Below are 14178 nucleotides of genomic sequence, written 5' to 3'. Positions count from 1 at the left end.
AGTATTTGGGGAAAGATGAAGCGCAGGGTGCGGTGATTGGTGTCTTGGTATCTTGATACCAATATTGAATTCCCCTATAACGCCCTCCGAAAGGAGGGCACGATGAAATCTGTAACCCGTGTGCAAACCGGCCTGCGCCTGGAGGCGCGGCTGTTGAAAACAATGAAGGCGCTGGCGGAATATCTGGATATCTCGGTAGCGGAGCTGGTGGAGGGCATGGCGCTGCATGCCTTTGAAGGCAAGGCGCCGTTTTCCGAGGAAACCCTGGGCAAGATCGAGGCGCTGCGCGCGGTCTACGGGCTGGATCTGACCGCCGCCGACAGCCACAGCCTGACGGAGGATCCGCAATGAGTGAACGGACCGATTATGCGGTGATGGCGCAGGAACTGGCCGCGGGCACCCTGCAGTCGGAGGGTTTCACGCACCGTGCGCATCTGGGGGTCGCTTATGAAATCCTCTCCCGCCACGAGGTGTTCGAGGGCATGGCGGTCTATGCCCGCGGCTTGCGCCGGCTGACCGAAGCTGCCGGCGTGCCGGAGAAATTCAACGCCACAGTGACGCTGGCGTTTCTGAGCCTGACGGCCGAACGGATGGCAGCAAGGGATTACCCGGACACGGAGGCGTTTCTGCATGGCAATCCCGACCTGCTGCAGCCCGGGATTCTTGGGCGGTATTACCCGGCCGGGGCGCTTGGTAGCGATCTGGCGCGGGCGGTGCCGGTGCTGATGCCGCATAACGCGGGCGGTGCGGATGATGGGCAGCGCGGCGTTTGAGTATTTGGGGCAAGATGAAAGGCGCGCGGCGGTTTTGCCCCCGCTCTAAGGTCTGATAACGCCAACTGTGGCAGGAATGCCGGTTCACCCCGGCGCAGCGAGGCGCTAGAAGGCTTGCGAAGATTGCCCAACCCTGCCTTGCCCCGGAGCTGACTCATGAGCGCACCCAAACCCGTTGTCCTGTGCATCCTTGATGGCTGGGGCAGTGGCGAGCCGGGCAAGGCCAACGCGCCTTACCTTGCCGATACGCCCGCCTTTGATGCGATCATGGCCAAGGGGCCAAAGGCCCAGCTGATCACCCACGGCCCGGATGTGGGCCTGCCGACAGGGCAGATGGGCAACTCGGAAGTCGGCCACACCAATATCGGCGCAGGCCGGGTGGTGGCGATGGATCTGGGGCAGATCGACCTGGCGATCGAGGACGGGTCTTTCTTTGAAAACACGGCCCTGCAAGCGTTTATCAAGCAGCTGAAGGAAAGCGGCGGCGCGGCGCATCTGATGGGGCTGGTCTCGGACGGCGGCGTGCACGGGCATATCAACCATATCCTGGCAGCGGTGAAAACGATCACCGGTGCCGGTGTGCCGGTCTGGCTGCATGCGATCACCGATGGCCGCGACGTGGCGCCGAAATCGGCTTTTACCCATTTTCGCAGGCTGGAAGAGAAACTGCCGGAAGGCGCCCGCATTGCCACCGTCACCGGGCGGTACTTTGCCATGGACCGCGACAACCGCTGGGAGCGGGTCAGCGAGGCCTATGATGCGATGATCCACGCCAAGGGGCGCCCTGCATTCTCGGCGCACGGCGCGGTGGACCATGCCTACAACCAGTCGGAAACCGATGAGTTCATCGCCGCCACGGTGCTGGCAGGCTATGACGGCGTGCAGGATGGCGACGGCTTTTTCTGCCTGAACTTCCGCGCCGACCGGGCGCGTGAGATCCTGCGTGCCATCGGCGAGCCGGGGTTTTCGGAGTTCGATACGGGCGAGCGCCCCAAGCTGGCCGGGGTGCTGGGCATGGTGGAGTACTCTGACGGCCACAATGGCTATATGACCACCTGCTACCCCAAGGCCGAGATCGTCAATACGCTGGGCGCTTGGGTTGCCAAGCAGGGCAAGCGCCAGTTCCGCCTGGCCGAGACCGAAAAGTACCCGCATGTGACCTTCTTCCTGAATGGCGGCAAGGAAGAACCGGAGGAAGGCGAGGACCGCTTTATGCCGAAGTCGCCCAAAGTGGCGACCTATGACCTGCAGCCCGAGATGTCGGCTCCGGAAGTGACGGAGAAATTCGTCGAGGCGATTGAGGCAGGCTATGACCTGATTGTCACCAACTATGCCAACCCGGACATGGTCGGCCATACCGGCGACGTCAAGGCGGCAATGCTGGCCTGCGAGGCGGTGGACCGGGGGCTGGCGCAGGTGGTTGCGGCGTTGGAGAAGGCGGGCGGCGCGATGATCGTTACTGCTGACCACGGCAATTGCGAGGTGATGGTGGACCCGGAAACCGGCGGCGCCCATACCGCGCATACGCTCAATCTGGTGCCGGTGGCGCTGGTGGGCGGGCCCGAAGGGGCGCAGCTGCGCGACGGGCGGCTGGCCGATCTGGCGCCGACCATTCTGGAGTTGATGGGCCTTGAGAAACCGGCCGAGATGACCGGGGAGAGCCTGCTGTCATGACCCTGCGGGCGGGCCTCCTGTCGCTGGCATTGCTGGCCGCGCCTTTGCAGGCCGCAGCGGACCCGGCCGGGGCCGCGCGCGAGGCGGCAGCACAGCTTGAGGCGGCCTCAGTCCAATTGCAGCAGGCAGACAGCTCCCGCGACCGGGTGAAGGCGCTGACCGCCACCGTACAGGCGTTTGAGGCCGGGCTGGCCGCAATGCGCGACGGCTTGCGGCGGGTGGCGCGGCGCGAGGCGCAGCTGAGCGCGCAATTGGCTGCGCGGCAGGAAGAGGTCTCGGGCCTTCTGGGCATCATCCAGACGATTGAAACCTCGCCGCCGCCGGTGCTGATGGTGCATCCCTCCGGGCCCCTGGGGGCGGCGCGCTCGGCGATGATGCTGGCTGAGGTGACGCCGGCGCTGCAGGCAAAGGCGCAGTCGCTGAAAGTGGACCTGGACGAAGTGCAGAGCCTGCGCATGCTGCAGCAGAATGCAGCACAGACCCTGGAAAAGGGCCTGGCGGGCGTGCAATCCGCGCGGGTGCAGCTGTCCACCGCCATTGCCGACCGCACGACTTTGCCGAAACGCTTCACGGCCGATCCGGTGCGCACTGCGATCCTGATCTCCTCGACCGAGACATTGTCGGGCTTTGCCGATGGCTTGGCCGAGATTGCCGGCGGTGAGATTGCCGCGACCAGCGCCGACATCAGTGATCTGCGCGGCTCCCTGCCGCTGCCGGTCGAAGGCCTGGTGCTGCGCGTTTATGGCGAGCGGGATGCCGCGGGCATTGCCCGGCCAGGCCTTCTGATCGCTGCACGGCCGCGGGCACTGGTCACCGCGCCCACGGCTGCCACCATCCGCTACCGCGGGCCGCTGCTGGACCTTGGCAACGTGGTGATTCTGGAGCCGCAGCCGGAGACCCTGTTTGTGCTGTCGGGCTTGGCCGAGGTCTTTGGCGAGGCCGGCCAGGTGATCCCCGAAGGCACCCCCGTTGGCCTGATGAGCGGAGAAAACCCCAAGCCGGATGCAATTCTGTCACTTAGCGGTGAAGGGGGTGGAACTGACCGGACAGAAACGCTCTATATAGAAGTGAGAATGGACAACAGCCCGGTGGACCCGGAAACATGGTTCCGCACTGGAAAAGGTGGATGAAGGCTTGATGAAAAAATTTGCGATGGCCGCCCTGGGCGGCACGCTGGCAGGGATCGTTGCAACAACCTATGTCGCAGGCCCCTTGCTGGCCCAGGAAGGCGCGCGCGAGGCCAATGTCTATGAGCAGCTGGACCTGTTCGGCGATATCTTCGAGCGCATCCGCGCGCAATACGTCGAGGAAGTCGACGAGAAAGAGCTGATCGAGGCGGCCATCGGCGGCATGCTGACCTCGCTGGACCCGCATTCCAGCTATCTTTCGCCGGATGACGCCAGCCGGATGCGGGTGCAGACCCGCGGCGAGTTCGGCGGCCTCGGCATCGAGGTCACCCAGGAAGAGGGCTTTGTCAAAGTTGTCTCCCCCATCGACGGCACCCCGGCGGATGAGGCCGGCATGGAAGCCGGCGATTTCATCACCCATGTAGACGGCGAAAGCGTGCTGGGCCTGTCGCTGGACGAGGCGGTCAACCTGATGCGCGGGCCGGTCGGCTCGGAAATCGTGATCACCGTGGTGCGCGAAGGCGAGGATGAGCCGTTTGACGTCTCCATCATCCGCGACACCATCAAGCTGACCGCGGTGCGCGGCCGCACCGAGGGCGACACCGTGGTGATGCGGATCACCACCTTCAACGACCAGACCACACCGAACCTGGAAACCGGTCTGAAGAAGCAGATCGAAGAAGCCGGCGGCATGGACAATGTCAACGGCATCGTTCTGGATCTGCGCAACAACCCGGGCGGGCTGCTGACCCAGGCGATCAAGGTGGCGGACAGCTTCCTGGAGTCGGGCGAGATCGTCTCGACCCGCGGCCGCAACCCGGAAGATGGCGAACGCTTTAACGCCACCCCCGGCGATCTGGCCGACGGCAAGCCGATTGTGGTGCTGATCAACGGCGGCTCGGCTTCGGCGTCCGAGATTGTGGCCGGCGCGCTGCAGGACCACCGCCGTGCGATTGTCGTGGGCACCAAGTCCTTCGGCAAGGGCTCGGTCCAGACCGTGATGCCGCTGAAGGGCGAGGGCGCCATGCGCCTGACCACCGCGCGCTATTACACGCCGTCGGGCCGCTCGATCCAGGCGCTGGGTGTCAGCCCCGACATCGTGGTGGAACAGCCGCGCCGCCGCGCCGCGGCCGAGGAAGAGGATTCTCCTGCCCGCCGTTCGCGCTCGGAAGCAGACCTGCGCGGCAGCCTGAACAATGACTCATTGAGCGAGGACGAGGTCCGCCAGATCGAAGCCGACCGCGAAAAGGCTGAGAAAGCCGCCGAGCTGCGCGAGCAGGATTACCAGCTGGCCTATGCCATCGATATCCTGAAAGGCCTGGTGGCGCTGGGGCCGAAGTAAGCCTGAGCTTTGTTGAAGCACAGAAGGGCCGTCCGGTTGGGCGGCCTTTTTTTGCCCGCTGTTTGCCGGCCTGGCGGGTGGCAGACCGGTGGCGCAGGATTTGAAGGCGCGAAAGAAGGGGGCGTTGCCCCCTCAGGCCTGGCGGCCTTCACCCCCAGGGTATTTGGGACCAGAAAGAAGCAGCGGCGGTTTGGCGTGCGTGCAGCACGGAAAGCCGCCGGAGCGGGCTGCCCGGGCGGTTTTGCTTTTGTCTGCTGCCGTCTGTTCGACGCGGGTCCGGTGAAGGATGGCGGCGCCGCCGGGCGGAGGTGGACAGACCCCGCGGGGCCTGCTCGGACAAGCATGCTTGCACGACCCCCTTATTATCGGGGCCGGTCTCCGGGTGATGCGCAGGCGGCCTCACAGTTCGCTTGCGCCTAGTGCCAGGGGTGATCGATCAGGGGACAGTATCGCGCCAAGACCTGAGGATCCGGTGAAGCCGGCGCACGGTAAGCAGGCAACACCCGGCTCCCTGGCGTCAAAGTGAACATCAACGCCCGATCTTCGGCGCACTGGCGGGTATTGCTGGGCTAAGCTCGCCCCATGATGTTTGACCTGCCTGATTCCCGGACGCTGTACCAAGCGCTGATCACCCGTGACGATGCCTATGAAGGCCGTGCTTATGTGGGCGTGGCGTCCACCGGCATCTTTTGCCGGCTGACCTGCCCGGCGCGCAATCCCAAGTTCGAGAACTGCCGGTTCTATGCCACGCCCGGCGAATGCATCGAAGCGGGGTTCCGCGCCTGCAAACGCTGCAAGCCGCTGGCCGCCGCCGCGGGCGATGACCCGATGGTGCAGGATCTGCTGGCCCGGCTGGAGGAACGGCCCGCCTACCGCTGGGGGGGGGGGGACCTGGTGCGGATGGGGCTGGATGCCTCGACCGTGCGGCGTGCGTTCAAGCGGCACTTCGGGATGACTTTCCTGGAGATGGCCCGCCAGCGCCGGCTGCGCGAAGGCTTCACCGCGCTCAAGGCCGGCGAGCCGGTGATCGCGGCGCAGATCGACGCCGGATTTGAAAGCGCCAGCGCTTTCCGCGCGGCTTTTGCGAAGCTGGTGGGGATTGCGCCTGGCGCCTTCCGCAAGGATGCGCTCTTGCTGGCCGATTGGATCGATACGCCGCTGGGGGCGATGATCGCCATCAGCTGCCAGCACCAGCTGCATCTCTTGGAGTTTGCCGACCGCAAGGCGCTGCCGCGCGAGGTGGCCAAGCTGCAAAAGGCGCAGCCCGGCGGCCTGGGATTCGGCCGCCCGGCGCCGACAGAGCAGATTGCCGAAGAGCTGCGCCGGTTCTTTGCCGGTGAGGGGGCAGAGTTTGAAACCCCGCTGGCGCTGCATGGCACTGGTTTCGAGCGTGAGGTGTGGCGCTACCTGCTGACCATCCCGGCGGGCGAGACCCGCAGCTATTCGCAGATTGCGCGCGAGCTGGGGCGGGCCTCGGCGACGCGGGCGGTGGCGCGGGCCAATGGCTCGAACCAATTGGCGCTGGTGGTGCCCTGCCACCGGGTGCTGTCGGCAGATGGCGCGCTGACTGGCTATGGCGGCGGCTTGTGGCGCAAGCAGCGGCTGATCGAGATTGAAACAGGCTACAAACAGAGGATTTCTGCATGACATATTCTGACCGCGCAGCGGCGTTTGCGGCGCTGCACCAGCCCGGCAACCCGGTGGTGCTTTACAACATCTGGGATGCCGGCAGCGCCAAGGCAATTGCCGGGGCGGGCGCCCTGGCACTGGCAACCGGCAGCTACCCGGTGGCCGCGGCGCAGGGGTTTCCGGACGGCGAGCAGATCCCGCTGGAGTTTGTGCTGGGCAATGCGGAGCGCATTATCGCGGCCACCGATCTGCCGGTGACGATCGATTTCGAGGGCGGCTATGCCCGGGAGCCGGAACAGCTGACCGCCAATGTGAAACGGCTGGCAGAAACCGGTGCGGTGGGGCTCAATTTTGAGGACCAGGTGGTTGGCGGTGACGGCTTTTACAGCATTGAAGAGCAGGCCGGCCGTGTGGCTGCAGTCCGGGCGGCCCATGCGGACATTTTTGTCAACTCGCGCACCGATTTGTTTCTGAAGGAAAAAGACGCCTCGAAACACGGGCTGCTGATCGGCGAAGCCTTGGAGCGCGGTGCGGCCTATGCCGAGGCCGGGGCCAGCGGGTTCTTCATCCCCGGCCTGACAGATCCGGATCTGATTGCCAATGTTTGCGAGGCCAGTTCGCTGCCTGTCAATACGATGATGCGCGGCATTGCACTGGAGACCGCCCGGCAGGCCGGTGTGGCGCGCTGCAGCTATGGTCCGATCCCGCATGCGAAACTGATGCAGGTTCTGGCAGAGCACTTCCAGTCTTTGGCGTAAGGAAGGCTCAGGTCGTTTCCAGGCAGTGGCGGCGGAAGGCGCGTTTGAGCATGTCCAGCTCTGCACGCAGCAGCTCGACTTCGGCGCGCAGATCGTCCGCCACCGCCTCGCCGGCGATCAGGGTGAAATCGCCCAGCCTTGTGCTGCTGGCCTCGTCAAAAATCACAAAGGTCTGCACCCCGTCGGCCAGCGCCTCGGCCGGAACCGGCACCGAGACGGTCCATTCGCCGCCCGCCTGACCCTCGTCCAGTTTCACGTCCCGGACCGGCTGATCCTGGAACATCACCGTGATTTCCGGCTTGGCGCCGCTGGCGGGCGCGTTGCTGATCTGGCCCTCCCAGATGCCGTTGCGAAAGCGGATTTTGGTCAGTGTCAGGTCGCTCATGGGGCAGGTCTCCTCAGATCGCCGCGCGGCGGTGGCGCGAGAAGGTCAGATCGCGCAGAATGATCTGGTTCAGGTCCGGCGCCTCAAAGATCAGGTCCAGCCAGATCTTCTCGATCCGCTTTTCGTTCAGCTTGGAATAGGCGAGATCGAATTCCACCACGATGTTCTTATCCTCCAGCGGCAGTTCGCGCACGATCTGCTCGGTATTGGGGCCGTGCTGGACGTTGAGACGGGCGAAAATTTCAATCGGCTTCTCGGATTCGATGATGCTGTCGATGCGCAGCAGGTGCTGGCGGGTCATGCCGTCGGTTGCCGGCGGCGGCAGGTCGATCACCAGCGACAGGAAGGAGCCGTCGAATTTGAACACATCCATGCGCAGGCCGAAGGGGGCGAGGTCCTCTTCGCGGGTGTTCCTGAGCTGGCGTAGGGTGAGCTCGGAAAACTCGCAGTCGTGGAACAGCTGCACTTCTTCGCCAAGCCTGGCTTTGGTCGGTACCGAGGACAGGCCGCGTTCGGGCAGCGGCCCGCGCCACAGCTCCGGGCGCCAGGACCAGTCGGTGCCATGCGGCCGCGGAAAGAAGCTGGAGCCGATCTGCGGCAGTGCCAGACGGCCATCGGCAGTGTGGATCAGCCGGTCCAGATGGGTGCGCAGCTGCCGGGCCTGGTTGCGCTGGCGGCGCAGCTCGGACAGGGGCGCGCGGGCAGATTCCTCGGCAGCGGCGCGCCAGCGGCGCAGGCTGCGCAGGTGCATAAACCGGTCCATGATCCTGCCCATCGTGATCCCTCTTGCCCGGCCGGGCCCGTTATTTGTTTCTGCCCGCGTGCGTCGCAGCGGGATTGTGCGGCAGTGTAACCGCTGGCGGCTATTGAAATAAACCGGCAATCCGCCGGCCCAGACCGGGTTTTTTGCGGGGGGCGGCCCCAGCTGCACTTGCCGGCTCTGCACTTGCCGGACGGGACCTGGGCCGCAGCGGTTGCTCCGGGTCCTTGGGACGAACCGCGCCTGCCTCTTCCAGATCGGGCAGGGTGGAAACTTCCAGTGAGCGGTGGGTTACTTCATTCAGCAGCGCTGCCCCCTGGCTGCCCAGGGCGTGGCTGCCCTCGGGGGCATAAAGCGCCAATGCGACCAGGTGGCGGTCCAGTACAAACGCGCCGCGCCAATGAACCGGGCTGGCGCCTTCGGCCACTGCGCCCGGAACCTCCAGCTTGACCAGCGGCAGCAGCTGATCCTCGCGGGTTTCCAGCAGTTTGGCGTCCGGGAACATTGCCACGATATCCTTGGCCTGCGGCGCGGCGGCATCCTGCGCGGCGGGCCCGATCGAAGCTGTCAGCACCGCTGCCTTGCGGGTCCCGAACCAGTTGCGCCGGTCGAGCCGGTTGCACATGGCCATCAGCGCAAATCCGCCCTTGTCGTCCGCGGTGCTGCTGCGCCGGTCAAAGCAATAGCTCTCGGGCGCTGCCAGCAGCACGTCCCCGTTGGCAAAGGACATCACCTGGCCGCCTGGCCGCGGCTCAGATGCCTTCCCGGTGCCGGGGTTGCGGGCAGCGAATGAGAGGCTTTTGACGTTTTGCAATGATGGGCTGCAACCTGCCAGCAGAACTGCCGCCAGCAAGAACGCTGCGGCTTTGCCAGAGCCTGCAAGCCTCGGCATCACTCCGCCGGCTGGCGGAAAAGACGCAAGTTTTCCGTGGTTTGTCCTGGTCACTGCCGCCCCTGCCGGTGTTTTTCTTTTGTTAAAATCAATAGGTGCCGGCCTCTTCTGCGGCAAGTCCGAACCGCGCCTGAGAGGCCATGCCTTGCCATGGCGTTGCAGCAATGCATAACGTTGCCGGGATTTGCCGCCAGACCTTCCGGAGGACGCATGCAGCACAGGCACAGCTACAGGGCGCATGAGGCTTTGGTGCGCTTTGCCCGCCAGCAGCCTGAGCTGTGGCGGCTCCTGCTCGGGCTGGTGCTGGTGGCAGCGGTGAGCCTGGCGATGACGGCGGCGCTGCAGACGGCGGTGGCGGGACTATTCCCCGGCGCCTGGCTGCAAGGGCTGGCGGACGGCAGCACGCCCGGTGCCATGCTGGTGCTGCTGGGCAGTTTCGCCTTTCTGTCCCTGGGCGTGGCCATGGCGGCCCGGCTGTTTCACCACCGCAGCTTTGCCACCGTGACCGGGCACCTGCGGCCGCTGGCCTGGCAATTCACCCAAGTCAGCATCTGCCTGCTGGGGCTGACAGTGCTGCTGATCGCGCTGCCGCCCTACAGCATGGGGCCGCCGATGACGCCGAACCTGCCGTTCTGGACCTGGCTGGGCATCCTGCCTCTGTCCATTGCCGCGGTGCTGGTGCAGACCGGCTCGGAAGAGATCCTGTTCCGCGGTTACATCCAGCAAGCGCTTGCCGCCCGCTTCCGGCATCCGGCGGTGTGGCTGCTGGCGCCCTCGGTCCTGTTTGCGCTCGGCCATTACCTGCCGTCCGAGGCCGGGGAGAATGCGCTGCTCATCACCATCTGGGCAGGCACTTTTGGCCTGTTGATGGCGGATCTGACCGCACGGGCGGGCACCCTTGGCCCGGCGATGGCGGTGCATTTCTTCAACAACGTCACCGCGCTCCTGCTGTTTGCTTCGCCCACCAGCCTCAACGGGCTGGCGCTTTACCTCATTCCTTTTGATATGGCGGACGTTCAGGCGCTGCGTCCGTGGATGGCTGTCGACTTTGCGCTGATGCTGGTCAGCTGGCTGACTGCACGGCTTGCCATACGCCGCTGATTGCAATTGCGGCAAATGCGCCTTATCTGGGGGGCAAACCGCGCCCCCGGAGAGGCAAGCAATATGAACTGGATCACCAACTACGTCCGGCCCAAGATCAACTCGATCTTTTCCCGCCGCGAAGTGCCCGAGAACCTTTGGCAGAAGTGCAGCGAATGCGGCACCATGCTGTTCCACCGCGAGTTGAGCGACAATCAGAACGTCTGCACCAGCTGCGGCCACCACATGCATATCACCCCGCGCGACCGCTTTACCGCGCTGTTTGATGGCGGTGTGTTCACGGAAGTGGCGGTGCCGGAACCGCTGGCAGATCCGCTGAAGTTCAAAGACCAGAAGAAATACCCCGACCGCGTGAAGGCCGCCCAGAAAAAGACCGGCGAGAAAGACGCGATGCTGGTCGCCGCCGGTGAAATCGGCCGCACCCCGATCATCGCCGCGGCGCAGGACTTTTCCTACATGGGCGGCTCGATGGGCATGTTCGTGGGCAACGCCATCATCGCCGCGGCTGAGGAAGCCGTGAAACTGGGCCGTCCGCTGGTACTGTTCTCCGCTGCCGGCGGCGCCCGCATGCAGGAAGGCATCCTGTCGCTGATGCAGATGCCGCGCACCACCGTGGCGGTGCAGATGCTGAAAGAGGCAGGCCTGCCCTATATCGTCGTGCTGACCCACCCGACCACCGGTGGCGTGACCGCCTCTTATGCGATGCTGGGCGACGTGCATATCTCCGAACCGAATGCCTTGATCTGCTTTGCGGGCCCGCGGGTGATCGAACAGACCATTCGCGAGAAGCTGCCCGAGGGTTTCCAGCGCGCCGAGTATCTGCTGGACCACGGCATGCTCGACCGGGTGACCCCGCGCACCGAGATGCGCGAAGAGCTGATCAAGATCACCCGGATGCTGATGGGCCTGCCGCCGCAGGTGGTGGGCGACCTGCCCTCGCCGGAAGAGGATGCAGAGGCCGCAAATGCGCCGGCTGATGGCGCACCTAGAGAAGAAGCTGCCGAATAAACCGGTTTAGATAGACCCGCCCGTCCTTCAGGCCGGGCAGCGCGCGTCCCGCCTTCTTACAGGGCGGGACGTTTGCATGTTGAAGACCCTGAGACCCCTGTTGCCAGAGAGCCTGCCATGACACAGACCTCCGACGCGATCCTCGCCCGCATGATGGCGCTGCACCCCAAGATCATCGACCTGACCCTGGACCGGGTCTGGCGGCTTCTGGAAGCGCTGGACAACCCGCAGGAAAAGCTGCCGCCGGTGATCCACCTGGCCGGCACCAACGGCAAGGGCTCGACCCAGGCGATGATCCGCGCAGGCCTCGAGGGCATGGGCAAGTCCGTGCACGCTTATACCTCGCCGCATCTGGCCCGCTTCCATGAGCGGATCCGGTTGGCCGGTGAGCTGATCTTGGAACAGCATCTCACCGAAATCCTGGATGAGTGCTACGAGAAAAACGGCGGCATCGACATCACCTATTTCGAGATCACCACCTGCGCGGGCCTCTTGGCCTTTGCCCGCTCGCCTGCGGATTACACGCTGCTGGAAGTGGGGCTGGGCGGGCGCCTGGATGCGACCAATGTGATTACTCCCGAGCTGTCGGTGATCACCCCGGTGTCGATCGACCACGAGCAGTTCCTGGGCGACACGCTGGCCAAGATCGCAGCCGAAAAAGCCGGTATCATCAAGCGCGGCGTGCCGGTGATTGTCGGCCCGCAGCCGGAAGAAGCAATGGAAGTGATCGAGGCCACCGCTGCCCGCCTCGGCGCGCCGGTGATCGCCTACGGCCAGCACTGGCATGTGCATGAAGAGCACGGCCGCCTGGTGTTCCAGGACGAAAGCGGCCTGCTTGACCTGCCGCTGCCCGCGTTGCTGGGCGCGCATCAGATCCAGAACGCCGGCGCAGCATTGGCTGCCCTGCGTCACCTGGGCGCTGACGAGGCTGCCTGCGAAGCGGCGATGAAAAATGCTGAATGGCCCGCCCGGATGCAGCGCCTGAAATCCGGCCCGCTGGTTGAGGCGGCAGGCGAGGCTGAGCTCTGGCTCGACGGCGGCCACAACGCCGCCGCCGGCATCGCGCTCGCGGATGTGCTGGCCAAGCTGCCCAAGCGCCCGACGCATCTCATTTGCGGCATGCTGAACACCAAAGACGTGACCGGCTACATGCGTCCGCTGGCGCCGCAGGTTGCCAGCCTCACCGCAATCTCGATCCCGGACGAGATCAACACGCTGAGCGCCGAAGACACCGAAGCGGCTGCCAAAGCTGTGGGTATCGCGGCAGCAACTGCCGAGAACACCCAGGCGGCCCTGCAGGCCATCCTCGCCAACGATCCGCAGGCCCGGGTGCTGATCTGCGGTTCGCTCTACCTCGCGGGCCATATCCTGCGTGAAAACGGCTGAGCCTTCTGGCGCCGGGAGCACTCCCGCCCGCTTGGGACCTTGCGGTCCCCGCTGGTTGGGCCCGGCGCCGCTGACGCGGCGTGCCTCCAGCTTCTTTCTGGTCCGAAATACCCCGGGGGTGAGGCCAAAGGCCGAGGGGGCAGCGCCCCCTTACGTTTCCTGCCCCCAATCCTTGTCCTGCATCTCGCGCAGGCGCGAGGCGGTGCGTTCAAATTCAAACGTGCCTTCGCCCTCGACATAGAGCATCTCGGGCTGCGCCGCCGCTGAGCAGATCAGCCGCACCCTGGCCTCATAGAGCGCATCGATCAGGGTCACGAACCGCTTGGCCTCATTGAAGTTGTTGCGCGAAAGGCGCGGGATGTCCTCAAGCACCAGCACCTTCACTTCTTCGGCGATGGCCAGGTAATCGCCCGGTCCCAGCATCTTGCCGCACAAGTCATAAAAGCTGGCCCGCGCGACACCGTTGCGGAAGGCGGGCAGGGTCACTTCGCGGCCCTTCACCTCCAGCGTCAGCGGCTGCGCCGGACCGCCTGAAAGGTCCGTCCAGATCGCCCGGATCTGTGCGCGGGCCTCTGCATCGACGGGCGCAAAATAGACCTGGGCGCCGGTCAGCCGGTGCTGGCGGTAGTCGATGGGGCTGACCATTTCATGCACATCCATCTGCTCCTTGATCAGATCGATGAAGGGCAGGAACAGCTGCCGGTTCAGCCCGTTTTTATACAGTTCATCCGGCACTCGGTTGGAGGTGGTGATCACCGTGACCCCGGCCGCAAACAGCGCTTCGAACAGGCGGCCGACGATCATCGCATCGGTGATGTCGGTGATCTGCATCTCGTCAAAGGCCAAGAGCCGCACGGACTCGGCCACCGCCTTGGCCGCCGGCGCCAAGGCATCCTCGACCCCGTTCTGGCGCGCCTCATGCATCTGCGTGTGGATTTCCTGCATGAAGGCATGGAAATGCACCCGGCGCGAGGGGATATCGCCGAGGCTGTCAACAAACAGGTCCATCAGCATCGACTTGCCGCGCCCGACCCCGCCCCAGAGATAGAGCCCCTTGACCTGTTCAAATTCCGCCTTGCGGAAGAACCCGCGCTTCACCGGCGGCGCCTTGAGGCCTTCGGCGATACGGTCGAAATGGGGAAGGACGGCTTCCTGGGCCGGGTCGGGCTTCAATTCGCCCGCGTCGATCTTCTGCCGGTACAGCGTGCTCAAATGGGTCATGGGACAGGGATAGCGCGGGGCGCGGGGGATGGGAAGCAGGGAGGTCTTTCCTATTACGTGTGGTACCGGGAAGGTTGTTTGGCTACTTTATGTTGCAGCACCTTAAGGGTTTCAGGTTTTGT

Annotated in this window: 14 protein-coding genes; 10 read left to right on the top strand and 4 right to left on the bottom strand. The window is 64.8% G+C overall.

Annotated elements, in window-relative coordinates:
- Positions 1–102: 102 nt before the first annotated feature.
- The 7 genes from RA19_RS10850 (at position 103) to RA19_RS10820 (ending at position 7303) form a co-directional block, all read left to right on the top strand.
- Positions 103–351, top strand: coding sequence for a hypothetical protein (locus RA19_RS10850; RefSeq protein WP_039124174.1), 249 nt, complete (start codon positions 103–105; stop codon positions 349–351).
- Positions 348–773: a hypothetical protein gene (locus tag RA19_RS10845; RefSeq protein ID WP_039162379.1), complete on the top strand. Its 426-nt coding sequence runs from the start codon at positions 348–350 to the stop codon at positions 771–773. Before RA19_RS10850 ends, RA19_RS10845 begins: the two co-directional genes overlap by 4 nt.
- Before the next feature lie 156 nt (positions 774–929).
- The gene (gpmI, locus tag RA19_RS10840) at positions 930–2447 is read left to right on the top strand and encodes a 2,3-bisphosphoglycerate-independent phosphoglycerate mutase (protein WP_039162377.1); all 1518 of its coding nucleotides are present in this window, start codon (positions 930–932) and stop codon (positions 2445–2447) included.
- Positions 2444–3577 carry a murein hydrolase activator EnvC family protein gene (locus RA19_RS10835; RefSeq protein ID WP_039162374.1) on the top strand — a complete coding sequence of 378 codons (1134 nt, stop codon included), beginning with the start codon at positions 2444–2446 and terminating at the stop codon, positions 3575–3577. The genes gpmI and RA19_RS10835 overlap by 4 nt, the downstream gene beginning before the upstream one ends.
- 7 nt (positions 3578–3584) lie before the next feature.
- Positions 3585–4916: a S41 family peptidase gene (locus RA19_RS10830; protein ID WP_039162393.1), complete on the top strand. Its 1332-nt coding sequence runs from the start codon at positions 3585–3587 to the stop codon at positions 4914–4916.
- Positions 4917–5498: 582 nt separating this feature from the next.
- The gene (locus RA19_RS10825; RefSeq protein WP_039162372.1) at positions 5499–6563 is read left to right on the top strand and encodes a bifunctional transcriptional activator/DNA repair enzyme AdaA; all 1065 of its coding nucleotides are present in this window, start codon (positions 5499–5501) and stop codon (positions 6561–6563) included.
- Positions 6560–7303 (top strand): isocitrate lyase/PEP mutase family protein, encoded by a 744-nt coding sequence (locus RA19_RS10820; protein ID WP_039162371.1) that lies wholly within the window; start codon positions 6560–6562, stop codon positions 7301–7303. Before RA19_RS10825 ends, RA19_RS10820 begins: the two co-directional genes overlap by 4 nt.
- 7 nt (positions 7304–7310) lie before the next feature.
- On the opposite strand, the gene RA19_RS10815 is transcribed toward RA19_RS10820, so the two are convergent.
- From RA19_RS10815 to RA19_RS10805, 3 genes are all read right to left on the bottom strand, one after another.
- On the bottom strand, positions 7311–7688 hold the full coding sequence (locus RA19_RS10815; RefSeq protein WP_039162370.1) for a hypothetical protein: 378 nt from the start codon (positions 7686–7688) through the stop codon (positions 7311–7313).
- A 13-nt stretch (positions 7689–7701) separates the two neighbouring features.
- Entirely contained in the window at positions 7702–8463 is a 762-nt protein-coding gene (locus RA19_RS10810; protein ID WP_039162369.1) for a DUF6478 family protein, read from the bottom strand.
- An 88-nt stretch (positions 8464–8551) separates the two neighbouring features.
- Positions 8552–9178, bottom strand: coding sequence for a hypothetical protein (locus RA19_RS10805; protein WP_241479055.1), 627 nt, complete (start codon positions 9176–9178; stop codon positions 8552–8554).
- A gap of 372 nt (positions 9179–9550) precedes the next feature.
- On the opposite strand from RA19_RS10805, the gene RA19_RS10800 reads away from it, so the two are divergent.
- The 3 genes from RA19_RS10800 (at position 9551) to RA19_RS10790 (ending at position 12835) form a co-directional block, all read left to right on the top strand.
- Complete coding sequence (locus tag RA19_RS10800; RefSeq protein WP_039162365.1) at positions 9551–10441, top strand: CPBP family intramembrane glutamic endopeptidase; 891 nt, start codon at positions 9551–9553, stop codon at positions 10439–10441.
- Between the two features lie 63 nt (positions 10442–10504).
- Positions 10505–11449 (top strand): acetyl-CoA carboxylase, carboxyltransferase subunit beta, encoded by a 945-nt coding sequence (gene accD, locus RA19_RS10795; protein WP_039162363.1) that lies wholly within the window; start codon positions 10505–10507, stop codon positions 11447–11449.
- A 117-nt stretch (positions 11450–11566) separates the two neighbouring features.
- Positions 11567–12835 carry a bifunctional folylpolyglutamate synthase/dihydrofolate synthase gene (locus RA19_RS10790; protein ID WP_039162361.1) on the top strand — a complete coding sequence of 423 codons (1269 nt, stop codon included), beginning with the start codon at positions 11567–11569 and terminating at the stop codon, positions 12833–12835.
- 150 nt (positions 12836–12985) lie between these two features.
- Here RA19_RS10790 and zapE read toward each other — a convergent pair whose 3' ends face one another.
- The gene (gene zapE / locus RA19_RS10785) at positions 12986–14056 is read right to left on the bottom strand and encodes a cell division protein ZapE (protein ID WP_039162358.1); all 1071 of its coding nucleotides are present in this window, start codon (positions 14054–14056) and stop codon (positions 12986–12988) included.
- Positions 14057–14178: the final 122 nt, after the last annotated feature.

The organism is Leisingera sp. ANG-M1 (genome assembly GCF_000813745.1).
In the GTDB taxonomy this organism is placed as follows: domain Bacteria; phylum Pseudomonadota; class Alphaproteobacteria; order Rhodobacterales; family Rhodobacteraceae; genus Leisingera.
The sequence above is the reverse complement of the archived record's forward strand: the minus strand, read 5'-3'. Positions and strand labels throughout refer to the sequence as shown.